The organism is Streptomyces sp. NPDC060002 (assembly GCF_042737245.1).
Lineage (GTDB): Bacteria > Actinomycetota > Actinomycetes > Streptomycetales > Streptomycetaceae > Streptomyces.
Window position 1 is genome coordinate 60,448 of the sequence record NZ_JBHWUW010000026.1, and the last position, 22,295, is coordinate 82,742.

General features: G+C 72.1%; 23 protein-coding genes. 14 read left to right on the plus strand and 9 right to left on the minus strand.

Translation table 11 applies throughout. The annotated features are described in order from the left end of the window. Positions 1-34 precede the first annotated feature (34 nt). The 3 genes from ACFWBD_RS22990 to ACFWBD_RS23000 all read right to left on the minus strand — a co-directional run bounded on the left by ACFWBD_RS22990 (position 35) and on the right by ACFWBD_RS23000 (position 1,800). Positions 35-316, minus strand: a complete 282-nt coding sequence (locus ACFWBD_RS22990; protein ID WP_385669709.1) for a hypothetical protein — start codon at positions 314-316, stop codon at positions 35-37. Positions 317-442: 126 nt separating this feature from the next. After that, the gene (locus ACFWBD_RS22995; RefSeq protein WP_385669712.1) at positions 443-1,261 is read right to left on the minus strand and encodes an anti-sigma factor domain-containing protein; all 819 of its coding nucleotides are present in this window, start codon (positions 1,259-1,261) and stop codon (positions 443-445) included. Beyond that, entirely contained in the window at positions 1,258-1,800 is a 543-nt protein-coding gene (locus tag ACFWBD_RS23000) for a sigma-70 family RNA polymerase sigma factor (RefSeq protein ID WP_054239311.1), read from the minus strand. Before ACFWBD_RS23000 ends, ACFWBD_RS22995 begins: the two co-directional genes overlap by 4 nt. Before the next feature lie 211 nt (positions 1,801-2,011). Here ACFWBD_RS23000 and ACFWBD_RS23005 point away from each other — a divergent pair, with 211 nt between their 5' ends. The 4 genes from ACFWBD_RS23005 (at position 2,012) to ACFWBD_RS23020 (ending at position 8,860) form a co-directional block, all read left to right on the plus strand. Beyond that, complete coding sequence (locus ACFWBD_RS23005) at positions 2,012-3,520, plus strand: DUF4331 domain-containing protein (RefSeq protein ID WP_385669716.1); 1,509 nt, start codon at positions 2,012-2,014, stop codon at positions 3,518-3,520. 175 nt (positions 3,521-3,695) lie between these two features. Further along, on the plus strand, positions 3,696-5,489 hold the full coding sequence (locus ACFWBD_RS23010; RefSeq protein ID WP_385669718.1) for a tetratricopeptide repeat protein: 1,794 nt from the start codon (positions 3,696-3,698) through the stop codon (positions 5,487-5,489). Next, complete coding sequence (locus ACFWBD_RS23015; protein WP_385669721.1) at positions 5,486-7,174, plus strand: sulfite exporter TauE/SafE family protein; 1,689 nt, start codon at positions 5,486-5,488, stop codon at positions 7,172-7,174. The genes ACFWBD_RS23010 and ACFWBD_RS23015 overlap by 4 nt, the downstream gene beginning before the upstream one ends. A gap of 60 nt (positions 7,175-7,234) precedes the next feature. Then, entirely contained in the window at positions 7,235-8,860 is a 1,626-nt protein-coding gene (locus tag ACFWBD_RS23020) for a serine/threonine-protein kinase (protein WP_385669724.1), read from the plus strand. 31 nt (positions 8,861-8,891) lie between these two features. On the opposite strand, the gene ACFWBD_RS23025 is transcribed toward ACFWBD_RS23020, so the two are convergent. Continuing rightward, on the minus strand, positions 8,892-9,698 hold the full coding sequence (locus ACFWBD_RS23025; protein ID WP_385669727.1) for an SGNH/GDSL hydrolase family protein: 807 nt from the start codon (positions 9,696-9,698) through the stop codon (positions 8,892-8,894). Between the two features lie 312 nt (positions 9,699-10,010). Between ACFWBD_RS23025 and ACFWBD_RS23030 the strand changes: the two genes are divergently transcribed. The 5 genes from ACFWBD_RS23030 (at position 10,011) to ACFWBD_RS23050 (ending at position 15,586) form a co-directional block, all read left to right on the plus strand. Beyond that, positions 10,011-11,219, plus strand: a complete 1,209-nt coding sequence (locus ACFWBD_RS23030) for a S8 family peptidase (protein WP_385669730.1) — start codon at positions 10,011-10,013, stop codon at positions 11,217-11,219. 520 nt (positions 11,220-11,739) lie between these two features. Further along, positions 11,740-12,570, plus strand: a complete 831-nt coding sequence (locus tag ACFWBD_RS23035) for a glycosyltransferase family 2 protein (protein WP_385669733.1) — start codon at positions 11,740-11,742, stop codon at positions 12,568-12,570. Then, entirely contained in the window at positions 12,567-13,565 is a 999-nt protein-coding gene (locus ACFWBD_RS23040; RefSeq protein WP_385669736.1) for a glycosyltransferase family 2 protein, read from the plus strand. Before ACFWBD_RS23035 ends, ACFWBD_RS23040 begins: the two co-directional genes overlap by 4 nt. Next, positions 13,562-14,347, plus strand: coding sequence for a polysaccharide deacetylase family protein (locus tag ACFWBD_RS23045; RefSeq protein ID WP_385669738.1), 786 nt, complete (start codon positions 13,562-13,564; stop codon positions 14,345-14,347). Before ACFWBD_RS23040 ends, ACFWBD_RS23045 begins: the two co-directional genes overlap by 4 nt. A 144-nt stretch (positions 14,348-14,491) precedes the next feature. Then, positions 14,492-15,586: a DUF5925 domain-containing protein gene (locus tag ACFWBD_RS23050; RefSeq protein ID WP_385669741.1), complete on the plus strand. Its 1,095-nt coding sequence runs from the start codon at positions 14,492-14,494 to the stop codon at positions 15,584-15,586. A gap of 122 nt (positions 15,587-15,708) precedes the next feature. Here the strand turns inward: ACFWBD_RS23050 and ACFWBD_RS23055 are convergent, their stop codons facing one another. Further along, complete coding sequence (locus ACFWBD_RS23055; protein ID WP_384114468.1) at positions 15,709-16,077, minus strand: GntR family transcriptional regulator; 369 nt, start codon at positions 16,075-16,077, stop codon at positions 15,709-15,711. A 95-nt stretch (positions 16,078-16,172) separates the two neighbouring features. Between ACFWBD_RS23055 and ACFWBD_RS23060 the strand changes: the two genes are divergently transcribed. Continuing rightward, complete coding sequence (locus tag ACFWBD_RS23060; RefSeq protein ID WP_385669745.1) at positions 16,173-17,102, plus strand: GNAT family N-acetyltransferase; 930 nt, start codon at positions 16,173-16,175, stop codon at positions 17,100-17,102. Further along, complete coding sequence (locus ACFWBD_RS23065) at positions 17,083-17,586, plus strand: DUF402 domain-containing protein (RefSeq protein WP_385669748.1); 504 nt, start codon at positions 17,083-17,085, stop codon at positions 17,584-17,586. The genes ACFWBD_RS23060 and ACFWBD_RS23065 overlap by 20 nt, the downstream gene beginning before the upstream one ends. A 44-nt stretch (positions 17,587-17,630) precedes the next feature. Here the strand turns inward: ACFWBD_RS23065 and ACFWBD_RS23070 are convergent, their stop codons facing one another. After that, entirely contained in the window at positions 17,631-18,245 is a 615-nt protein-coding gene (locus ACFWBD_RS23070; protein ID WP_385669751.1) for a class I SAM-dependent methyltransferase, read from the minus strand. A 140-nt stretch (positions 18,246-18,385) separates the two neighbouring features. Here ACFWBD_RS23070 and ACFWBD_RS23075 point away from each other — a divergent pair, with 140 nt between their 5' ends. Next, on the plus strand, positions 18,386-18,520 hold the full coding sequence (locus ACFWBD_RS23075) for a hypothetical protein (RefSeq protein ID WP_107085289.1): 135 nt from the start codon (positions 18,386-18,388) through the stop codon (positions 18,518-18,520). A 12-nt stretch (positions 18,521-18,532) separates the two neighbouring features. On the opposite strand, the gene ACFWBD_RS23080 is transcribed toward ACFWBD_RS23075, so the two are convergent. After that, complete coding sequence (locus ACFWBD_RS23080) at positions 18,533-18,994, minus strand: GNAT family N-acetyltransferase (protein WP_385669756.1); 462 nt, start codon at positions 18,992-18,994, stop codon at positions 18,533-18,535. 152 nt (positions 18,995-19,146) lie between these two features. Here ACFWBD_RS23080 and ACFWBD_RS23085 point away from each other — a divergent pair, with 152 nt between their 5' ends. After that, positions 19,147-20,193 carry a lytic polysaccharide monooxygenase gene (locus ACFWBD_RS23085; RefSeq protein ID WP_385669759.1) on the plus strand — a complete coding sequence of 349 codons (1,047 nt, stop codon included), beginning with the start codon at positions 19,147-19,149 and terminating at the stop codon, positions 20,191-20,193. A 99-nt stretch (positions 20,194-20,292) separates the two neighbouring features. Here the strand turns inward: ACFWBD_RS23085 and ACFWBD_RS23090 are convergent, their stop codons facing one another. Together ACFWBD_RS23090 and ACFWBD_RS23095 are read right to left on the minus strand one after the other, a co-directional pair. Continuing rightward, on the minus strand, positions 20,293-21,168 hold the full coding sequence (locus ACFWBD_RS23090; protein ID WP_385669762.1) for an esterase/lipase family protein: 876 nt from the start codon (positions 21,166-21,168) through the stop codon (positions 20,293-20,295). Positions 21,169-21,339: 171 nt separating this feature from the next. Further along, positions 21,340-21,783: a MarR family winged helix-turn-helix transcriptional regulator gene (locus ACFWBD_RS23095; protein WP_385669765.1), complete on the minus strand. Its 444-nt coding sequence runs from the start codon at positions 21,781-21,783 to the stop codon at positions 21,340-21,342. Positions 21,784-21,918: 135 nt separating this feature from the next. On the opposite strand from ACFWBD_RS23095, the gene ACFWBD_RS23100 reads away from it, so the two are divergent. Further along, entirely contained in the window at positions 21,919-22,293 is a 375-nt protein-coding gene (locus ACFWBD_RS23100; protein ID WP_385669768.1) for a cupin domain-containing protein, read from the plus strand. Positions 22,294-22,295 lie beyond the last annotated feature (2 nt).

The following is a 22,295-nucleotide window of genomic DNA, read 5'->3' on the forward strand; positions in this document are numbered from 1 at the left end:
CGCGGGACTCAGTACGTGAGCACGCGCCGGCCGGTCAGTGCTTGCTGCCTCCGAACAGCGAACGCCGCAGTCGGCGCAGCGGCGCGAAGAGCGAGACGCGGCTCACCCGTGCCCGCGTCGTCTTGGGACCGTGGCCGCGCGCGGGCTCACGCGCGGTCAGTTCCCGCATGAGCGAGGTCGCCTCGAGCGTCTCGCGCTGCGGTATGGCGGGGCCCGCCAGCACCGAGAGATGGCGGTCGAGGCGCGAACTGGTCGCGCTGCTCCCGCAGGTGATCGCAGGGACCCGCGCCCTGCTGTGCATCGTTATCTGTTCCATGTCACTCCCCACCCGTACGAGTCCACCCGGCCCGGGCAGGGTAACCCTATCGCCCCGTCGAGGCACACATGTATCGAGCTCACAGGATTCACCTTCCCCGTAAGGGGGTTGACGACGCCTCTCCGATCACTCTCCGAATCCAACCGATTTCAGGGTGAGTTGGACAACCGGCTGGGTAGTGGGCTGTGGTGATCCCCCGTCGGGCTCGACGGTCACAGCGAGTGATGTCGCGACCTTGTCGAGGCCGGTGGCGACCAGGGGCGTGTCGCCGTCGAAGAGCCCGAGGGAGCGCGGTTGCGCGTCGGGGCGCATGAGCCACAGCTGATGCACCTGACCGGTGGGCAGCTCCGCGTATCCGCTCAGGGTGACGATCGCCTGCCCCTCCTCGGCGGAGGCGATCACTCCGATACTGCGGCCCTGCGCGTCCTTCCCGGTGCTCGCCCGAGCGTCGGGAGCTGCGAGAACGTGGGCGATCTCACGCGCCTGGGCACGCTCGGCGTTCAGCTCGTCCTGCGCGCGGCCCGCCTGGACGGCGAAGAGCGAGGCGACGACGAGGGCCGCGGCGGCGGTGGCCGTGGCGAACGGCACGAACAGCGGGCGGCGCGCGCGGGGCGTACGGGAGCGTCCGGGCGGCGGCTGCGTGCCCCAGACGTGCGGCGGCAGCTGGGGCACGCGCTCCCGTACCGGAGCGCGGGAGGACTCCTGCGGCGTTCTCTGCACGGCCGCCAGTACCCGGGTGCGCATGGCCGCCGGTGGCTGCGTGGCCTGGGACCAGGCGAGCCGGACGGCGTCCTCGGCCAGCACCCGGACCTCGGCGGAGCAGCGGTCGCAACCCGTCAGATGCTTGTCGAAGCGGCGGCGTTCGTCGGGTTCGAGGGCGTCGAGCGCATAGGGGGCGGCCAGCGAGTGCAGGTCCTCGCGGCGGAACAGGCCGAGCACACTCATGCGGCACCTCCCAGGCAGTCGCGCAGCCGCGTGAGTCCGTCACGCATCCGGGTCTTGACCGTGCCCAGCGGCAGCGAGAGCCGGTCGGCCACCTCACGGTACGTGTAGCCGTCGTAGTAGGCGAGGGTGACGGACTGACGCTGGAGCGCCGTCAGCCGGTCGAGGCAGCGACGGACCAACTGGCGTTCCAGGCCCGCCTCGACCTCCTCCGCCACCTGGTCGAAGGCGGGGTCGTGATACCGCGACGCCTCGCGCTGCTCACGGTCCACGGCCGCGCGGGCGCTGCGCACCCGGTCGACGGCGCGGCGGTGCGCGAGGGTGAGGATCCAGGAGAGGGCGCTGCCCCGGTTCGGGTCGAAGCGGCCGGCCGAGCGCCAGGCCTCCAGGAGCACCTCCTGGGCGACCTCCTCCGACTGCGCGGGATCCCTGACGACCCGGCGCACGAGCCCGAACACCGGCCCCGACACCAGTCCGTAGAGCTGTTCGAATGCGCGCTGGTCGCCCCCAGCCACGAGCACCAGCAGCTCGTCCGCCTCCATGCGGTCCCCCTCCCTGCGGCCGCCGCACCCGGGCCGCCCCGTCACACCAGGCATTCGCAAACGAACACACCTCCGGATGGGGGGTACGTATCGAAGGGCCGAAAACGCGGGTGAGCAGGAAAGAAAAAGTTTTTGGGATTCGACCAATCCAAAACCACCCCCCGCTCCGTATCACTGTCCGTCAGGCAACTTGGCACAGAGGACGGACGGCATGACAGCTTTCTCCAGGAGCGGCAACGGACGCAGGAGCGTCGCGACCCTCGTCTGCGGTGCGTTGGCCGCCGGGGGGCTCGCAGCCGCCGGCGTGGCCACGCTGGTGCCGGGGGCGGCCTATGCCTCCAGCCACCGCGAGGCCCCCCTCATCTCGGGCACCCCGCAGTACGACAACACCGACGTGTACGCCTTCGTCAGCCCGGACCACCCGGACACGACGACGATCGTCGCGAACTGGATCCCCTTCGAGGAGCCGGCCGGCGGTCCCAACTTCTTCCCGTTCGCCGAGGACGCCCAGTACGACCTGCACATCGACAACAACGGTGACGCGAAGGAGGATCTGACCTTCCGCTACACCTTCAAGACGCACGTGAAGAACAAGAAGACGTTCCTCTACAACACGGGTGTCGTCGAGAGCCTGGACGACGCCGACCTCAACATCACGCAGACGTACGACCTCGAACTGATCAAGTCGAAGAAGGGGAAGGTCGAGCACGAGACGAAGATCGCGGACGACGTGCCGGTGGCGCCGTCGAACGTGGGCAAGGCCTCGATGCCGGACTACGCGAAGCTGCGCGACCACGCGATCTACAAGCTTCCCAACGGCGCCAAGACCTTCGCGGGCCAGGCCGACGACCCGTTCTTCCTGGACCTGCGCGTCTTCGACCTGCTGTACGGCGGTGACCTCTCCGAGGTCGGCAACGACACGCTCAAGGGCTACAACGTCAACTCGATCGCGCTGCAGGTCCCGAGCGACATGATCGCCGAGTCGGAGCACCAGCCGATCGTCGGCATCTGGTCGACCACCCAGCGCGAGAACGCCCAGGGCCACTACTCCCAGGTCTCGCGCCTCGGCATGCCGCTGGTCAACGAGGTCGTCAACCCGATCAAGGACAAGGACAAGTTCAACGCGTCCGAGCCCAAGGACGACGGCCAGTTCCTGAAGAACGTCACCAACCCCGAGCTGCCGAAGCTCATAGAGGCGATCTACAAGATCAAGGCGCCGGCCGAGCCGCGCAACGACCTCGTCGACGTGTTCCTGAAGGGCGTCAAGGGCCTCAACCAGCCGCCGTACGTGACCCCGTCGGAGGAGCTCCGCCTCAACACCTCGATCAAGCCGACCGCCAGCCCCAAGCGGCTCGGTGTCCTGGACGGCGACAACGCGGGCTTCCCGAACGGCCGTCGCCTCACCGACGACGTGATCGACGCCTCGCTCCAGGTCGTCGAGGGTGAGCTGGTCGGTTCCAAGAACGACCTGGGCGACGCGGTCGACAAGAACGACAAGTCCTTCGAGAAGTACTTCCCGTACGTGGCCCTGCCCACCGAGGGCTCGCGCGGCGCGACCGCCAAGACCGACGCGGCCACCCGCAGCCAGCTCGGCGACGCCCTCTCCGGCTCGACCGGCAACACCACCCTCATCGCCTCCTCCGCGGGCGCCGGCGCCGCCGGAATCCTGCTGATCGGCGGCGGGCTGATGTGGTGGCGCGGGCGGCGGAGGGCCTACTAGGCCCTCCTCCTGAGCGGGGCCCACTGGGCCCTCCTCCTGAGCGGGCCGGGGAGAATCCTGCGCTCCCCGGCCCGCCCCACAGACTGGCGCGGCCCGCGTACTCATCCCCCACGGCGCGGGCCGCGCCGCCCCCACGCGAGCAGGCTGAACGACCCGAGGCGACCTAGGAGAGGGCATGTCCCCGCGGACGAACGACGGCGAACCGGAGCCCACCCGACCGGTACCGGACTCCGGCACACCCGCCTCCGGCGGACAGCCCGCGGACTCCGGCCGACCGGCGCCGAACCCCGGCCCGAGCCCCGAGGAAGCCCCCGACACGCAGACCGCGGCCACGGCCGCGGCAAAGCCCGGGAACACGAAAGCCGGCACCCCTACCGAGGCCGAGGCAGAAGCCGAGGCTGGAGCCGGGGCCGAGGCCGAGGCAGAAGCCGAGGCTGGGGCTGGGGCAGAAGCCGAAGCTGGGGCCGAGGCCGAAGCCGAAGCCGAAGCCAGGGAGGCCGACGGCTGTGCAGCCGCGGATGCCGAGGCCGGCGGTGACGCCGATGACCGCGGTGGTGCCGGCGACCGTGGCAGCGGCGAACTCGCTGCCGGTGGCGACGAGCGGGTCGCCGCCGTGCGACGGGCGGGGGCTGCCGGGCGTCGGTGGCGGGCCGCTCAGCTCAGCGCCTGCGCCGCCATGCTGGCCGTGGCGCTCACCGCCGGGGCGATCGCGCTCGGCGCGGTGCGGGACGGGCAGAACGTGCCCGTGTCGACCGCCGCGGCGGTCTCCCCCGGGCTGCTCGCCAGTGGCGACCTCGACTCGGGCATCACCGCGCTCCAGGCCCATCTCCGGGCGCAGCCGAGGGACTTCGGCGGCTGGGCCACCCTCGGGCTCGCCTACGTCGAACAGGCCCGCACCAAGGGTGACCCCTCGCGCTACCCGCAGGCCGAGCAGGCCCTGAAGCGCTCCCTCTCGCTGCGCTCCGACAACGACCAGGCGCTCGCCGGCCGGGCCGCCCTCGCCGCCGCCCGGCACGACTTCGCGAACGCCCTGGACCTGGCCGGCCAGGCGCTGAAGCAGAACCCCTACAGCGAGCGCGCCCTGTGCTCCCGTATCGACGCCCTCGTCGAACTCGGCCGGTACGACGACGCCGAGGAGGCCGTGCAGACGGCTGACGAACGGCGGCCGGGCGTACCGGTGTTCACCCGCTACGCGTACGTCCACGAACTGCGCGGCGACGTCACCACCGCCCGCCGGGTCCTGGAGCGGGCGCTCGCCGCGTCGACCTCACCCGGCGACATCGCCTACGTGGCCGCCCAGCTCGGTCAACTCGCCTGGAACCAGGGCGACTACCCGACCGCGCTCACCCACTACGCCCGCGCCCTCGCCGCCGACGAGAACTACCTCCCCGCGCTGGAGGGCCGTGCCCGCGCCCAGGCCGCGAGCGGACAACAGGCGGAGGCGATCAAGGGGTTGGAGTTGATCGTCGCCCGCTATCCGCTCCCCGGACCGCTGGTGGAGCTGGGCGAGCTGTACGAGGCCCGGGGCCGCGAGGGAGACGCGGCGAAGGCCGAGAACCAGTACCTCCTCGTCGACGCGTGGACGGCCATCGCCCGCGCCAACGGCGTCAACGCCGACCTCGACACCGCGCTCGCCGCGGCCGACCACGGCGACCGGGCGACGGCCCTGCGCGCGGCCCGGGACGACTGGTCCCGCCGGCACACCGTGCACACGGCGGACGCCCTCGCCTGGGCCCTGCACGTCAACGGCAAGGACGCCGAGGCCCTCCCCTACGCCCGGCAGGCCACGGCCACCGGCTACCGCAACGCGTCCTTCCTCTACCACCGCGGGGTGATCGAGAAGGCCACAGGACACCCCGCCGACGCCCGTACCCACCTCGCCGCCGCCCTGAAGGTGAACCCCGGCTTCTCGCCGCTCGGCGCCCGCGAGGCCCGTACGGCGCTCAAGACGCTGGAGGCGAGCAAGTGATTTCCCGTCGTCTGCTGGCCTCCTGCGCGGCCGTGTTCACGGCCGGCTGCGCGCTCGCGCTGGTCCCTTCCACCGACGCGAGCGCGCACCCTCTCGGCAACTTCACCGTCAACCGCTACGACGGTCTCGTCGCCGCCCCCGGCCGGCTCCGTGTCGACCACGTCGAGGACCTCGCCGAGATCCCGGCGACCCAGGCGAAGCCGGACATCGAACGGCTCGGGATGACCGAGTGGGCCCGGCAGCGCTGCGCGACGGCGGCGACCGGCAGCAGGCTGACCGTGGACGGCCGGGCCGTCACCCTCACGGCCGGCGCCGCCGAGGCGGTCGTACGGCCCGGTCAGGCGGGGCTCGACACCCTGCGCGTGGAGTGCGGGCTGACGGCTCCGCTGCCCGCCGTGTCCGGCGAGGACACCGTCTCCCTCACCTTCCACAGCGAGGGCGCCTCCTCCGGGCCCGGCTGGCGCGAGATCACCGCACGCGGCGACCGGATGACGCTCGCCGACTCCGATGTGCCGAAGAAGTCGGTCTCATCCGAACTCACCAGCTATCCCAAGGAGTTGCTCTCCTCGCCCGCCGACACCTCGACCGCTTCCGTGCGGGTGCGGCCCGGTGGCGCGGCCCTCGTCGAGGAGGACCGGGACGCGCCGGCCGCGTCCGTGCTGCCGCGGGGCGCCGACCGCTGGACGCGGGCCCTGGACAATCTGGTCGCCCGGCAGGACCTCACCGTCGGCTTCGCCGCGCTGGCCCTGGTGATCGCCATCGGCCTCGGCGCGATGCACGCGGTCGCGCCCGGCCACGGCAAGACCATCATGGCCGCGACGGCGGCCGCCCGGGGCGGCAAGGCCCGGATGAAGGACGTCCTGCCGCTCGCCGCCTCCGTCACCGTCACCCACACCCTGGGCGTCGTCGCCCTCGGCCTCCTCGTCACCGCCGGTTCGGCCGCGGCGCCTTCGGTGATCGCCTGGCTGGGCCTGGCGAGCGGCGCACTGGTGCTCTTCGCGGGCGCGGGCCTCGCACGACGGGCCTGGCGCGGCCGGGGCCCCGACAGCCCCCACGGACACACCCACCCGCATCCTCACCCCCACCCCCACCCTGCCGGCGGGCACCCGCACCCCCACGAGCCCGCGCAGACCCCCGACCGTCAACTCGCCCTGGTCGGCGCCCCCACCCCGCACACCCATGCCCATCACGACGCCGGGCCCGACCACGGGCCCGACCACGGGCACCGTCACGACCACGGCCAGGACCGCCACCACGAGCACGGTCACGACCACAGCCACGATCACGGCCACACCCACACGCACTCCCACGGCGGCCGCACCCACACCCACGCCGTCGCCCCCACTCTTCGCGGCACGCTCCTCCTCGGCTTCGCCGGCGGCCTGGTCCCCAGTCCGTCCGCCGTGGTGGTCCTGGTCGGCGCGGCGGCGCTCGGACACGCCTGGTTCGGGCTGCTGCTCGTCGTCGCGTACGGCGTCGGGCTGGCCCTGACCCTGACCGCCGCCGGGTTCGCCGTCGTCAGGCTGGGCGCGGGGACGACCCGTCTGCTGGACCGGCAGCCGCGCTGGACGGCCCACCCGGTCGTGACGCTGGTCCGCCGCAACCTGCCCCTGTGGTCCGCGTTCCTCGTCGTCGCCCTCGGCGCCGGACTGGTACTCAAGGGGGCCGCATCCGTACTCGGCTGAGCTACGTTTGTGGGGTTGCGGAGGTTTTCGCCCGGATACGAAGAGCGAAATGGGGGCGCGGTGTCCGAAGAACCGGGCAGTGAACGTCTGATCGCGGGACGCTACCGCCTGCTGACCCCGCTGGGCGAGGGCGGCATGGGCACGGTGTGGCGGGCCCGTGACGAGGTGCTGCACCGCGAGGTCGCCGTCAAGGAGGTGCGTGCACCGCACGGGCTGGCGGCCTCGGACGTCGAGCGGATGTACGCGCGGCTGGAGCGCGAGGCGTGGGCCGCGGCCCGGGTCGCGAACCGGAACGTCGTCACGGTGTACGACGTGGCCACGCAGGACGGGCGGCCGTGGATCGTCATGGAGATCGTGCGCGGGATCTCCCTCGCCGAGCTGCTGGACGCCGAGGGTCCGCTCGAACCGGCGCGGACCGCGCACATCGGCGCCGAGGTGCTGTCCGCGCTGCGGGCCGCGCACGAGGCCGGGGTGCTGCACCGGGACGTGAAGCCGGCGAACGTGCTGATGTCGAACGACGGCCGGGTCGTGCTCACCGACTTCGGTATCGCGACCGTCGAGGGCACTTCCGCGCTGACGATGACCGGAGAGGTCATCGGCTCCCCCGAGTTCCTCGCGCCGGAGCGGGCGCTGGGGCGCACGCCCGGGCCCGAGTCGGACCTGTGGTCGCTGGGCGTGCTGCTGTACGCGGCGGTGGAGGGCAACTCCCCCTTCCGGCACGACACGCCGCTGAGCACCCTGCGCGCGATCGTGGACGAGGAGCTGCCGCCGCCGCACCGCGCCGGGCCGCTCGCGCCCGTGATCGAGGGGCTGCTGCGCAAGGACCCGGCCGAGCGGCTGCCGGCCGACCGGGCCGAGCAGGACCTGCGGCTCGTCGCCGCGGGCGGCGCTCCCCGCCGCGACACGATCCGTTCGACGCCACCGGCGCCGTTCGCGCCGTATCCGCCGACGGCCTCGACCCCGGCGGAGCCGTTCCGCCAGGAGCCGTCTGCCCCGACCCCGCCCCAGTCCTGGTCGGCCGCCCCGGCGACGACGAACGGCTCGGCGGAGCCGCACCGGAGCCGGCGCGCCGGTGTGGTCCTCGTCGCCGGTGTGGTGATGCTGGCGCTGGCGGTCGCCGGGCTGACGTACGGGCTGCTGAACCACGACGACGGTGGTGGCGACGCCGGCGGCGGGGTCACCGACAGCGCGACAGGGATCCTGAGTTCGCCTCCGACGCAGCCGGAGACGAGCGCGGAGAGCAGCGAGTCGCCGAGCCCGAGCCCGAGTCCGAGCGAGAGCGCGAGCTCCGAGGCCCCGGCGCAGACCGTCTCGGTCACCGTCGCCGGCGCGCACACGGACTACTCGGGCAGCTGTCCGCCGCCGGACGGCGACGCGCCCGCCTTCACGGCGACGATCACGGTGGGGCGGCTGCCCGCGACGGTGTCCTACCGCTGGGTGTCGAAGGACGGTGAGCTCTCCGGCCAGACCTGGAAGACGCTCGACTTCCCCTCGGGCGGCGGGAAGTCCAAGCAGGACCAAGTGATCGTGTCGACGTACGCCGAGAGCGGGACGTACCAGAACTCGATCGCCGTCGAGATCCGGGAGCCGGTGAAGACGACGTCCAACTCGGTGCCGTTCTCGGTCACCTGCGAGACGGAGACCCCGACGGACGGGGCCTCCCCCTCACCTTCCGCCTCGGAGTGACGGTGCTGACGGAGCTGACGGAGCTGACGGATCAGGCGGCGCTGTTCAGGACCGGCAGGTAGCCACCCGACTGACCGGACGCGGTCGGGTGGTACGACTCACCGATGTTCAGCCAGTTGAGGCTGTGCAGCCAGGAGCTGGCGGAGCAGATCTCGTGGCCGGTGAACGGGGTGCGGACGTCGCCGAAGACGAAGCCGTGGGCGGCGGCGCGCCTGGCGGTCGCGGCGTCCAGGTAGTCGGCCGCGTTGTTGATGGCGGAGCGCTTGGCCTCGGACAGGCCCAGGCAGACCGTGCCGAGCTTGTAGAAGCGGGGGTAGCCGATGACGACGACGCGTGCGTTGGGCGCCTTGGCTCGGATGGCGGAGTAGACGGTGTCGAGTTTGCCGGGGAGCGTCGAGTCGACGTAGGCCCTGGCCGTGTTGATGCGGGACAGGCAGGTGCTGTCGGAGCCGGTGACGCAGGTCGTCATGACGTCGGCGAAGCCCGCGTCGTTGCCGCCGGCGGTGACGGAGACCAGGCCGGTCGAGGAGTTGAGGCCGCCGAGCTGACTCGCCAGAACTTCATCCGTTCGGGCGCCCGAGCAGGCCGCGAAGGTGAACGACGAGGGGGCGTGGGCGGCGTTCCAGAGGTACGGGTACGCCTTGGTGCTGCGCTTGCAGTTGCCGCTGGAGCTGATGTAGCTGCCCGCGCCGACTCCGGAGGAGTAGGAGTCCCCCAGCGCCACATAGCCGCCTGTGGCTGCGAGTTGGGCGCCCTGCGCCGAGGCCGCGCCGGTGAGGGCGGCGCCGAGGGCGAGGAGGAGTGAGCTCACGAATACGACAAGTCGGGAACGTCTCATGGAACCTCCTTTAGCAGGATCTCTGCCATAACTGTCGTACCAACTACGCATGTTGACCGGAAGTGTCCATGCCAAGACTTTCGGCGCCGATCGGGACCGTTCGTGGCCTCTTTGTGCGCGTGGCATTGCGTGCTCATGTCAAGGTTGTTGACAACCCCTCAACTCCCTTGTTCTACGCCCGTAGACGGCCGAGGCTTTACCTCAGCCGCGAACGGAACGCGACGTCCGAGGCCGTGTGCGCGACCGCGCGCACTCCCCCACAGCCGTGCGCCCGACCCAGGCGCGGGCTGCCTAGAGGAGGAATCCCTCGTAATGGCACGACTGCGTAGCAACAAGGCCCGCATAACCGCCGCCGCCACCGTGGCGGCCGCCGCCCTCGTCGGCGGGCTCACCGCGCTCCCCGCCCAGGCCGCACCGGCCGAGGGCAAGGTCCTCGCGGCCGGCTCCCCCACCGCCGTCAAGGACAGCTACCTCGTCACCCTGAAGTCGCAGGCCGGCTTCAAGGCGTCCTCGGCCACCGGCAAGAACCTCGTCAAGGGGTACGGCGGCACCGTCGGCAAGACGTTCGGCTCCGCGCTGAACGGCTACACCGCCACGCTCTCCGCCACCGAGGCGAGGAGACTGGCCGCGGACCCGGCGGTGGCCACCGTCGAGCAGAACCAGACCGTCCGGGTGAGTGACACGACGCAGTCGAGCGCCCCCTGGGGCCTGGACCGCGTCGACCAGACCTCGCTCCCGCTGTCCGGCACGTACACCTACCCGGACACCGCCGGCAGCGGCGTCACCGCGTACGTCATCGACACCGGCGTCCGCATCACCCACTCCCAGATCAGCGGTCGGGCCTCGTACGGCTACGACGCCGTCGACGGCGACACCACCGCCTCCGACGGCAACGGTCACGGCACCCACGTGGCCACGACGATCGCGGGCTCGACCTACGGTGTCGCCAAGAAGGCGAAGATCGTGGCGGTGCGGGTGCTGGACAACGCCGGTTCCGGCACCACCGCGGGGGTCATCGCGGGCATCGACTGGGTCACGAACAACCACTCGGGCCCCTCGGTCGCCAACCTCTCGCTCGGCGGCGGCGCGTCCACCACGCTGGACACGGCGGTACGCAACTCCATCGCCAGCGGTGTGACCTACGCGGTGGCGGCGGGCAACAGCAGCGCCAACGCCTCCTCGTACTCCCCGGCCCGCGTCACCCAGGCCATCACCGTCGGCGCCACCACCAGCACCGACGCCAGGGCCAGCTACTCCAACTACGGCTCGGTGCTGGACATCTTCGCCCCCGGCTCCTCCATCACCGCCGGCTGGTACACCAGCGACACCGCCACGAACACCATCTCCGGCACGTCGATGGCGACCCCGCACGTCGCGGGCGCGGCCGCGGTCTACCTGGCGGGCCACACCTCGGCCACCCCGGCCCAGGTGGCCACGGCGCTGGTGAACGGCGCGACCTCGAACGTGGTCACCAGCCCGGGCACCGGCTCACCCAACAAGCTCCTCAAGATCGTCCCCTGACCCGCGCGGCACCTGATCCTCGGTACCGATCCCCCCCGGTACTGATCTGAACCACCGTTCCCCGGAGGCTCCGTGGCCTCCGGGGAACACTTATGTCCGTTCCCGTGTCCGTTCCTGTACCGATTGCTTTCGAAGGGGACGCATCACGATGTAACGGTCAAACGAACAAAAAGGGGAGTGAGCCGCCAAGGGCTTGCCATCCGGGCGTAATCATCAATACCGTCATACATCTCACTCGCATCGGACCGTCGGCAACGGCTCCAGGGGAGGGCTCAGGGACCGCGGCGGTATCGGGGCGGGAGCGCGGTAGGGGGGTGCCGAGCTCGGTGACCGCACTGGTGACCGGGCCGTGCCGCGCGGTCGGCTGCCGTCCTTCGACGGTGGCCGGTAAGTTCTGCCAGCTCACCCGTGTCTGCGCGGAGATCACTCCGCCATGGGTGAGGAACCCCCCTTTCGAACCGGACGTGGATTCCGGGCCGCCCAGGGGCGGGCGGCCCACCGGACGAGAGGGACCAGACTCATGAGTTCCGTTCTGCAACCGGCGACATCGGGCCAGGATCTCGAAAGCCCGTCGACCGTCGGCAAGTACCGGCCCATCTCCTCCCACCTGGCCATCGCGCCACCGGTGAGCGTGGTCATCCCCGCGATGAACGAGGCCGAGAACCTTCCGTACGTGTTCAAGACCCTGCCGGACTGGATCCACGAGGTGGTCCTGGTCGACGGCAACTCCACCGACGACACCGTGCAGGTCGCGCGTGAACTGTGGCCCGGCGTCAAGGTCGTCGGACAGCAGGGCCGCGGCAAGGGCGACGCCCTGATCACCGGCTTCGAGGCGTGCAGCGGCGACATCATCGTGATGGTCGACGCGGACGGCTCGGCCGACGGCAACGAGATCGTGTCGTACGTCTGCGCCCTCGTCTCCGGCGCGGACTTCGCCAAGGGCTCCCGCTTCGCCAACGGCGGCGGCACCGACGACATGACCTTCATCCGCCGGCTCGGCAACGGGGTCCTGTGCGCCCTCGTCAACCGCAAGTTCGGCGCCCGCTACACCGACCTGTGCTACGGCTACAACGCGTTCTGGCGGCACTGCCTGGACAAGATCGAGCTGGACTGCACCGGCTTCGAGGTCGAGACCCTGATGAACATCCGGGTCGTCAAGGCCGGCCTGAAGGTGCAGGAGATCCCCAGCCACGAGTACCTGCGCATCCACGGCGTCAGCAACCTGCGCGCCGTCCGCGACGGGCTGCGCGTGCTGCGGGTGATCCTCAAGGAGCGCTCCAACCGGCGTGCGCTGCGCCGGGTGACCCGCCGCTCGCCGATGCTCGACTCGGCACGGGGAGAGGCGTCTTGAGCACGATCGACGTCTCCGTCGTCATCTGCGCGTACACCGAGGACCGCTGGGAGGACATCCTCGCGGCGGTCGCCTCGGTGCGGGCACAGACCCACCCGGCCCTGGAGACCCTGGTCGTCGTCGACCACAACCCGACGCTCCTGGACCGGCTGAGGAGCGAGTACAAGGAGACGGACGAGGCGCGGGTGCTGCCCAACGCGGGCCCGCGCGGTCTGTCGGCCGGCCGCAACACCGGCATCGCCGCCTCCCGGGGCGAGGTCGTCGCCTTCCTCGACGACGACGCCGTCGCCGAACGGGACTGGCTGCGCCGGTTCGCCGACCCGTACTCCGATCCCCGGGTCCTGGCCGTGGGCGGCCGGGCGGTGCCCGTCTGGTCCTCCGGCCGTCGGCCCGACTGGTTCCCCGACGAGTTCGACTGGGTGGTGGGCTGCTCCTACCGGGGCCTGCCGCCCGGCCGGGTCCGGGTACGCAACATCCTCGGCGGGAACGCCTCCTTCCGGCGCACCGCGTTCGACTTCGTGGGCGGCTTCGCCAGCGGCATCGGACGCGACGGCAGCAAACGCCCGATGGGCGGCGAGGAGACGGATCTGTGCATCCGGCTCAGCCGCGCGAGACCCGACGCGATCCTGCTGATGGACGACCGCGCGGTGATCCACCACAAGGTGCCCGAGGCGCGCGAGCACTTCGGGTACTTCCGCACGCGCACCTACGCCGAGGGCCTGTCCAAGGCACTGGTCGCGCGCAGCGTCGGCGTCGACAAGGGACTGGAGTCCGAACGCCGTTACGCCACCCGGGTGTTGCCGGCCGGTGTGGTCCGCGGACTGCGCGACCAGTTGCTGGCCCGGCCCGGCGGGGCCCGGCGGGCGGCCGCGATCGTCGCCGGGGTGCTCACGGCGGCCGGCGGGTACCTGGTCGGCAGCGCGCGGGCGCGGCGGGCGGGGACGACGTTCGCCGTGGTGCCGATCTCGGTGGACCAGGTGGAGCGGGCCGTATGACAGGGGCGCGGGTGCCGATCCTCATGTACCACGCGGTGACCGCCGACCCGAACGACGCCACCCGCACCCTCTCGGTCACGCCCGAGGCGTTCGCCGACCAGATGGCGGTGCTCGCGGACCGGGGCCTCACCCCGCTCACCACCGCCGATCTGGCGGCCCGCTGGCGGTCCGGCCGGCCACTGCCGGCCCGCCCGGTCCTGATCACCTTCGACGACGGCTACGAGGGCGTGCACCGGCACGCCCTCCCGGCGCTGGCCGAGCACGGCTTCCCGGCCACCCTGTTCGTCACCACCGGCTGGGTCCGGGGCGCCTACGACACCGGGGGCGGCCTGGACACCATGCTGGACTGGCGGCAGGTGCGCGCACTGGCGGACGGCGGCGTGGAGGTCGGCGGCCACAGCCACACCCACCCGCAGCTCGACCGGATCGACGACGCCCGGCTGCGCGCCGAGCTGACCCGCTGCCGGGACATCGTCGCCGGCGAACTGGGCGCCCCGCCGGTGTCGTTCGCCTACCCGTACGGCTACTCCAGCCGCCGGGTGCGTACGGCGGTGCGCGGACACGGGTTCGCCCAGGCGCTCGCCGTGGGCAACTCCCTCGCCCGGCGCGCCCAGGGGCCGTACGCCCTGCGGCGGGTGACGGTTCGGCGTACCACGGACGCCGAGGAGTTCGAACGGCTCGTCGACGGGCGGGCGATCGGCCGGACGTTCGTGAGGGACCGCGCGCTCACCAAGGGCTACGCGTTGGTGCGGCGGGCCCGCCGACTCCGGCGACCGGTCTGAGGGGTGGCCCCGGCCGAGCCCGTCGGGGCCACGCACGCGGAACGGGAGCGGTCGCGCGCGTCCGGCACACCCGACACACCGGGCGTACCTCGCGCACTGCGGAATCCGGGTGCGGGCGACGCCCTTGTGCCGGATCATGGCGGCATGTCCGTACCCCCGCACGACGCACTGCCGATCCGGCTCAACGTCGACGACTCCGACTCCCCGTCCGATGTCGTCGACGCGCTGTTCCTCGGCCGCTTCGCGACGGGCGAGCAGCCGTACTCGCACGCGGTGAACATCGACCGCGTGCGCTCCGGCGCGACCCTGCTGCCGCCGCACGCCCGCGTGCTGCGCGTCGCCCGGGACGAGGACCGCAGCGCCACCCTGGCCGAGGGCGACGGCTGGACGCTGCTGGTCTCCCGCTGGAACCGCGGGGCCGATGTCACGGTCACCGCGACCACCGCCGAACTGGCCGCGCAGGTGCTCGACCAGGCCACCGACGGCGCGGCGGACGAACCCGAGCCGCAGCCTGAGAACGTGACCATGGGCTTCTGGTACGTCTCGCCGCGGCGCGGCCCGCACCGCACCACGCGGCAGATCTCCGCGGGCACCTGGGACGAGGTGCGCCCCAACTACACGGCGCCCGTCGCCGATGCGCTGGACCAGCTGATGGGGACGACCCCGGAGGACATCGCCGGCCGGCTGCTCCTGCTGCACGGCCCGCCCGGCACCGGCAAGACCTCGGCGCTGCGCACGCTGGCCCGCTCCTGGCGGGAGTGGTGCCAGGTCGACTGCGTCCTGGACCCCGAGCGGCTCTTCTCCGACGTCGGCTATCTGATGGACATCGCGATCGGCGAGGAGGACGGCACCGGCAAGGGCCGCTGGCGGCTGCTGCTTCTGGAGGACTGCGACGAACTGATCCGCGGCGAGGCCAAGCACACGGCGGGCCAGGCCCTGTCCCGGCTGCTGAACCTCACCGACGGCCTCCTCGGCCAGGGCCGCAACGTCCTGGTCGGGGTCACGACCAACGAGGACCTGGAGCGCCTGCACCCCGCCGTCGTCCGCCCCGGCCGCTGTCTGGCCCGTATCGAGGTCGGCGGGCTGACCCGCCGGGAGGCCGTGGACTGGCTCGGCACGGAGGAGGGTGTCGGCCGCGAGGGCGCGACCCTGGCCGAGCTGTACGCACTGCGCCGGGGCACCTCCCCGACCTCGCTGCCGGAACCCCGGGGGCGCTCGGACGCGGGGCTGTACCTGTAGGTATGGCGTTGGGGGCAGGACGCTGTACGTCGGCCCGTCCGTCCGGCAGTACAGGCAGCCCTGCGGGTCACCCGTACGCCGGGCGCGCCCGCCGCACACCACTGATCACCGCTCGCCGCCGATCACCGCTCGTAGGCCGCCCGCAGGGCGTCCCGCACGGCGGCCGACGCCTGGTCCTCGGTGAGTCCCAGCCGCAGCACCCGCTCGGCGTAGGCCTGCGCGGCGCCCGCCGCCTCGCGCTCCGCCGCAGGTCCGGCCGCGGCGACGAACGTGCCGTTGCGCCCCCGGGTCTCGATCACCCCGTCCCCCTCCAGAGCCCGGTACGCCTTGGCGACGGTGTTCGCGGCGAGGCCGAGCGACTCGGCCAGTCCCCGCACCGTCGGCAGCCGGTAGCCGACCGGCAGCGCCCCCGACCGCGCCTGCTCGGCGATCTGCGCCCGCACCTGCTCGTACGGCGCGGCGCTCTCATCGATGTGGATCTTCAAGGTCACGGGCCGATTGTCCCGCACCCGCAGGGGAACGGGCGCGCGGGCGGAGCCGAAAATGGGAGGCACCCGGGCGCCGCCCGACCGTAGCGTGCGCTCACATGACCGTCATCGTGCGTGACCTGCGTCCCGGGACGCCCGCCGACATCGAGGGCTTCATCCGGGTCCGGCACCTCGCCCTGCCCCATGTGTTCTTCAGCCCGGCCTCCGTGCTGCACGGCCTCTCGCTGTCCCGCCCCGACACCCATGCCCGCAAGCTGGTCGCCGTGGAGGACGGCGAGATCATCGGCACGGCCCAGGTGGGCCTCGCCCGGGACAGCCCGGAGCCCGGCCAGGGGTCCCTCAACGTGTATGTGGACCCCGCGCGCACCGGGCGCGGCGCTGGCACCCTGCTGGTCCGCACCGCCGAGGAGCATCTGGCGGCCCACGGGGCGACGAAGCTGTTCGCCTGGGTCCTGGACGAGCCGGCCGACCGCGCCTTCGCCGAACGGCACGGCTACCGGTCGAGCCGCTCCGCGCACTTCCTGCGCCTGGACCTGGCCCGCGCCGCGCTGCCCCCGCTCCAGGACCCCCCGCCCGGCGTGGAGCTGCGCACGGCCGCCGACTTCGCCGACGACCCGCGCCCGCTGTTCGCCCTGGACGCGGAGGCTGGTTCGGACGAACCCGGCGACATCGCCAACGAGTTCACGGACTACCCGGCCTGGGTCGACGAGTACTGGAAGCATCCCCATCTGGACCGGGAGCTGACCTCGGTCGCCGTGGCCGACGGCCGCCCCGTCGCCTTCACCGTGGCCCACACCCACGAGGGCAGCCGGTACACCACGGGCATGACCGGCACCGCCCGCGGCCACCGCGGCCGGGGCCTGGCCAAGCTCGTCAAGAACGACTCGCTGCACCGGGCCCGCGCGGCGGGGTACACGGAGGCCCGCACGGGCAACGACGCGGACAACGGGCCGATGCTCGCGGTCAACAAGTGGTTCGGGTACGAGATCTGTGCGACGGAGGTGCGGCATGTCCGTGAACTCGGCTGAGCCGGCGGGTTCGGTGGACGTCGTCCTCGTCAAGGGCGGCCGGACGAAGATCCGTTACGCGGCCGAGCTGCTGTCCGACGACGGCACCCGGATCGCCGTGCGCGCCCCGTGGGCCGGTGACGCCGTACGCGACTTCGGCTTCGTCCGCTTCGAGGCCGGTGACGTCTTCACCGAGTACTACTGGCGGGACCGCTGGTACGCGGTGAAGGAGGTGCGCGACGCGACGGGCGCCCTGAAGGGCTGGTACTGCGACATCACCCGCCCGGCCACGCTGTCCGGCGGTGAACTGGTCGTCGAGGACCTCGACCTGGACCTGTGGCGCTCCGCCGACGGGACGGACGTACGGCGACTGGACGAGGACGAGTTCGAGGAGAGCGGGCTGGCGGAGCGGGACCCGGCGGCCGCGGCCGCCGCGGTGACCGCGCTCGACGAACTGGAGGTGCTGGCCACCGTCGAGGGCGGCCTGGAGTCGCTGCTGGAGTGAGGAGCCGTCGGGCCGGTCGCGATCCCGGCCCCACAGCCGCCGCCTCACACCGTCGCCACCACCGCGTACCGCTCGTCCGCCACGGCCCCGCCCCACAGCCCCGCGTCCTGCGACAGCCGCTCCACGCGCGCGTGCTCGGTCAGCGGGGCCAGCAGGGCGGTGAGCCGGTCCGCCGGTATGCCGACCGGGGTGACGGTCCCCCATACGCCCTCCACCAGCACGAGCCGCCCCCCGGGGCGCACCAGGCCGCGCCAGTGCCGCAGGGCCCGGGCCGGGTCGGGCAGGGTCCACAGCACATGCCGTACGAGCAGGGTGTCGAAGCGCTGCTCGCCGACCGGCGGTGCCGCCGCGTCACCGAGGAGGAACACCGCGTCACGCCCGGCGAGTTTGGCGCGGGCCAGGTCGATCATGGCCGGGGAGAGGTCGACACCGGTCACCCGGTGTCCCTGCTCGGCCGCGAGGAGCGACAGGCTGCCGGTTCCGCAGCCGAGATCGAGGAGGTCGCAGCCGCGTTCCGGCAGCCAGACGCGCAGCCGCCGGGCCCAGGCGGCGCGCACCCCGGGGTCGCGCAGGCCGTGGTCCGGCTCCTCGTCGAAGGCGGCCGCCGCCACGTCCCAGTCGACACCCGGCGCGGTCGGATCGTCACTCTTTTTCCTCATGTGCCCAAGAGTGACACCCACCACTGACAATCGAATCGTGACAGTCGCCACTGACAGAACGGGGGCCGATGAGGAACTCTCCCCCAAAGGGTCTACCTCCGTGCGAACGCGGACCCCGGTAGCACCTGAAGGAGGCAGCCATGCGCCGTACGACCGTGCAGAAGCCCCTGAAGAAGACGGACTCCCGCCGGATCCGTGACGAGGTCGAGGAACGGCCGGCCGGGCGCCCCGAGGTGCGCAAGGACATCGCACGCACCTGGTGGCCGGACGGCTGAGCGACGCCGCGTTCAGTCGAGCCGCTTGCGGTAGTGAACGCGGTCGTACGGTCCGTCCACGCGCCGCTCCACGGACGCATAGCCGTACTTCGGGTAGATCTCCTGGTTCTCCCACATCATCGCGTTCGTGTGGAGCCTGACTTCGCAGAGGCCCAGCGCTCGCGCGTGTGCGTCCACGAAGTGCAGCAGCCGCCGCCCGACGCCCTTGCCGTGGGCGTCGGGACGGACGGCGATGCTGTCGAGGAACAGGTGGTCGGTGAACGCCTCGACCACCACGAGGCCGGCCACCCCGCCGCCGAGCGGGTCGCCGGTCACGAACACCTTCCCCGCGGCCACGTTCGCCGCGTGGTCCGCCTCCATGGGCTGCGGCACCTGCCCGATGCGCTCGATGTAGGGCGTGTACGCCGCGTCCGTCACGGCCTTCACGGCCGGTACGTCGGCTGCCGTGGCTGGCCGGATCTCCTCGTTCGTCATGCCCTGGACGCTACCTACCTGATCCCCGTCTCAGCGCTTCCTTAAGGCGACCCTAAAGATCGCCACGGACCGTCCCGGGCAGGCGATTTCGCGGTTTCTTGGTTCCGGCACACATCAGGCCACCACCTGTTCCGGTTCCGAGGAGTTCCCCCATGCCCGCACGCCGCAAGGCCGCCGCCGTCGCCGTCGCCGCCTCCGTCGGGCTGATCCCACCGGCCCTGACCGTGCTGGCCGCCGGGCCCGCCGCCGCGCACGGGTCGATGGGCGATCCGGTAAGCCGGGTCGCCCAGTGCTACGCGGAAGGTCCGGAGAGCCCGAAGTCGGACGCGTGCAGGGCCGCCGTCGCGGCGGGCGGGACGCAGGCCCTGTACGACTGGAACGGCATCCGCGTCGGCGACGCCAACGGCCGCCACCAGGAGCTGATCCCGGACGGCAAGCTGTGCAGCGCGAACAACGAGGAGTTCAAGGGCCTGGACCTGGCCCGCGCCGACTGGCCGGCGACGAGCGTCGGCAGCGGCTCGCACACCTTCGAATACCGCGTGACCGCCCCGCACAAGGGCACCTTCAAGGTCTACCTCACCAAGGCCGGTTACGACCCCGCCGGGCCGCTGGCCTGGTCCGACCTCGACCTCGAGCACCCGGTGGCGACGGCCACCGACCCGGTCGCGGCGGGCGGCTTCTACACCTTCTCCGGAACCCTGCCCGAGCGTTCGGGCAAGCAGCTGTTGTATGCGATCTGGCAGCGCTCGGACAGCCCGGAGGCCTTCTACTCCTGCTCGGACGTGACGTTCGCGGAGACGGGCACGGGCACAGGGGCGGGGGCCGGTTCCGGTACCGCGCCGTCCGCCTCCGCGCCCTCCGAGGAGCAGATCGAGGACGGCGCCGACAAGTCGACGGTCGAGCACCACGGTCACGGGGACGACGACGCCACCACGACGACGGACCCGACGACCGACCCGACGGGCGCGCCGTCCGCCACGACCGAGCCCGCCGCCACGGCCGGGTCGCCCGTCACGGCCAACGAGCCGAGGGCGGCCGGTGCCGGATCGGGTTCGGGCAGGAGCCTCGCGGAGACCGGCGGCGACGGCAGCGCCCCGTATCTCGCGGTGGGCGGCGCGGCCGTCCTGGCGCTGGGCGCGGCGCTGCTGTTCGGTTCGGTGCGCAGGCGGGCGGTGAGCGGCGGACGCCACGGCCGCTGAGCCGCCGTCCCCTTCGAAATCTCCGGGGCCTGACCGGCGGCTCAGGTCGGACAGGCCCCGGCGGAACACCTGCGCGCCGGCTCGTCAGCCGGCGGCTCGTCAGCTGAAGACGGACGCGCAGGTGGTGGCGGTGGCACGGGCCGGATCGAGCGCGTTGGCCACCTCATGGAAGGCGATCCGGTCGAACAGACCGATCGCCAGGTGCTCGGAGAGGTCCACCGGGCACAGGTCCTGGAGCAGGACGTTGTGCACGTCGGATCCGCTGAGGTACTGGGTGCGCCACGGCGTGACCACTTCGTCGTACTTGGTGGCGATGACGGTGTAGCGGACGCCGGCGACGGTGTCGCCGCCCGCGTTGAGCTTGGTGAGGAAGGCCGATCCGGCGACCTGGTCGGCGAGGCCGGGGGTGGCCGCCGAGAGCAGGTCCTCGGCGCCCGGGAAGTAGGGCAGCAGGTTGGCGAGTCCGCTCAGCGTGGTGCCGTGGTTGTCGGGGGCGATACCGACGAGCGCGTTGACCTTGGCGGCTCCGCCGAGGAACTTCAGGTAGTAGCGGGGCATCAGGCCGCCCTGCGAGTGGCCGACGAGGTCGGCCTCGGCGGCGCCGGTCGCTGCGAGCACCTTGTCGACGAAGGTGGAGAGCTGCGCGGCCGACTTGTCGATGGGGCCGAGGCCGTTGAAGAACGGGACGCCCGGCAGTTGGCCGTAGTCGACGGAGAAGACGCAGTAGCCGCGGACCGTGAGGTAGGGGGCGAGGGCCAGCCAGTTGTCGACCGAGTTGCCGAAGGTGCCGTGCACGAGGACGACGGGGCGGGGGTGGGCGGCGGAGGGCTTGCAGTGGTAGTCGTTCCAGCCACTCGACGAGGCGGCGGCGGTGGCGGTGGAGTCGGCGTGGGCGGCGGTGGCGGGGACGGTGGCGGCCGCGGCGGCCAGCAGCAGTGCGGCGAGTGGTCTGAGCGCGCGTTTCCAGGGCAGCATCGGGTGATCTCCTTGCGGCTCAAGGGAGGTGCGATGGTCTACGCCCTGTGACCCGGATCACGAGGATGCTGTTCACTCGTCAAGTTACGGGCGAGTAGCTGAACTGTGAAGTTACGCGTCAGTAAAAACTTCCAGTGGTAGCCACCGCCGGCCGGGATCACTGATATGCCGTCACCAAGCGGGCCGAATGGGGCCATGGGGGGCGATACGTGACAACTGGTCTCGCAGAACGCGCACTTCCCCCTCGCCGAGCACGGCGACCCACGCCCGCACCGCCTCGGCGGCCGCCTCCTCCGCAGCCCGGGTGCACTCCCAACCGCGTTCGGTGAGCACGATCAACCGGGCCCGCGCGTCCTCGGGGTGCGGGCGGCGCTCGACATAGCCCTTCCGCACGAGCTCCTCGACGAGCTGACTCGCCGCCTGCTTGGTGACCCCGAGGTGCGCGCCCAGCTCGGTGACCGTGGCGCCGTCCGGGGCGAGCCGGGTGAAGGCGAAGCCGTAGGCGGGCCGCCCCTCGAACCCACGGGCGAGGACGCCGTCGTTGATGCGCTGGGTGAGCTCACCCGCGGCGGCGAGCAGGGCGGCGGTGAGGGCGAGGGCTTCGGAGTTCTGCACGTCTGCATTGAAACATTCTTGACAGATTGGTCAAGCAGCTTGACCATAGGGTCGGACAGTCAAGCAGCTTGACCACCTTCGGGCGTGCGACCAGCGACGACGCCCGTCAGAAGCCGCAACCGACAGGGGACACCCATGCCCGTCATCCGTTCGTCCGACGCCGTCACCCACGAGATCCACGGCGCCCGCTTCGTCTCGTACGCCACTCCCCGCACCGGCAGCAAGGAGCTGTGTGCCTGGAGGGGCGAGATCCCCGCCGGGACGAAGGCTCCCGCGCACACCGTCAACCGGGAGGAGATCTTCCATCTGCTCGTCGGCGAGCTGATCCTCACGCTCGACGGCGACACCGAGCGGATCAGGGCCGGAGACACGGTGATCGTCAATCCGGGGGCGACCCTGGCCGTCGAGAACCCGACCGACCACACCGCGCTCTCCTGGGTCACCACGTCCATCGGCCTGGAGGCGGAGCTGGCCGACGGGACCCGGATCACTCCCCTGTGGGCCAACTGACC

Bases quoted from the DNA above. Each gene is read 5' to 3' on its own strand.
- ACFWBD_RS23090 (WP_385669762.1), bottom strand. From the start codon at position 21,168: ATGCTGCCCTGGAAACGCGCGCTCAGACCACTCGCCGCACTGCTGCTG.
- ACFWBD_RS23060 (WP_385669745.1), top strand. From the start codon at position 16,173: ATGACCGTCATCGTGCGTGACCTGCGTCCCGGGACGCCCGCCGACATC.
- ACFWBD_RS23065 (WP_385669748.1), top strand. From the start codon at position 17,083: ATGTCCGTGAACTCGGCTGAGCCGGCGGGTTCGGTGGACGTCGTCCTC.
- ACFWBD_RS23100 (WP_385669768.1), top strand. From the start codon at position 21,919: ATGCCCGTCATCCGTTCGTCCGACGCCGTCACCCACGAGATCCACGGC.
- ACFWBD_RS23050 (WP_385669741.1), top strand. From the start codon at position 14,492: ATGTCCGTACCCCCGCACGACGCACTGCCGATCCGGCTCAACGTCGAC.
- ACFWBD_RS23025 (WP_385669727.1), bottom strand. From the start codon at position 9,698: ATGAGACGTTCCCGACTTGTCGTATTCGTGAGCTCACTCCTCCTCGCC.
- ACFWBD_RS23005 (WP_385669716.1), top strand. From the start codon at position 2,012: ATGACAGCTTTCTCCAGGAGCGGCAACGGACGCAGGAGCGTCGCGACC.
- ACFWBD_RS23075 (WP_107085289.1), top strand. From the start codon at position 18,386: ATGCGCCGTACGACCGTGCAGAAGCCCCTGAAGAAGACGGACTCCCGC.
- ACFWBD_RS23085 (WP_385669759.1), top strand. From the start codon at position 19,147: ATGCCCGCACGCCGCAAGGCCGCCGCCGTCGCCGTCGCCGCCTCCGTC.
- ACFWBD_RS23030 (WP_385669730.1), top strand. From the start codon at position 10,011: ATGGCACGACTGCGTAGCAACAAGGCCCGCATAACCGCCGCCGCCACC.
- ACFWBD_RS23000 (WP_054239311.1), bottom strand. From the start codon at position 1,800: ATGGAGGCGGACGAGCTGCTGGTGCTCGTGGCTGGGGGCGACCAGCGC.
- ACFWBD_RS23070 (WP_385669751.1), bottom strand. From the start codon at position 18,245: ATGAGGAAAAAGAGTGACGATCCGACCGCGCCGGGTGTCGACTGGGAC.
- ACFWBD_RS23010 (WP_385669718.1), top strand. From the start codon at position 3,696: ATGTCCCCGCGGACGAACGACGGCGAACCGGAGCCCACCCGACCGGTA.
- ACFWBD_RS23035 (WP_385669733.1), top strand. From the start codon at position 11,740: ATGAGTTCCGTTCTGCAACCGGCGACATCGGGCCAGGATCTCGAAAGC.
- ACFWBD_RS22995 (WP_385669712.1), bottom strand. From the start codon at position 1,261: ATGAGTGTGCTCGGCCTGTTCCGCCGCGAGGACCTGCACTCGCTGGCC.
- ACFWBD_RS23045 (WP_385669738.1), top strand. From the start codon at position 13,562: ATGACAGGGGCGCGGGTGCCGATCCTCATGTACCACGCGGTGACCGCC.
- ACFWBD_RS22990 (WP_385669709.1), bottom strand. From the start codon at position 316: ATGGAACAGATAACGATGCACAGCAGGGCGCGGGTCCCTGCGATCACC.
- ACFWBD_RS23080 (WP_385669756.1), bottom strand. From the start codon at position 18,994: ATGACGAACGAGGAGATCCGGCCAGCCACGGCAGCCGACGTACCGGCC.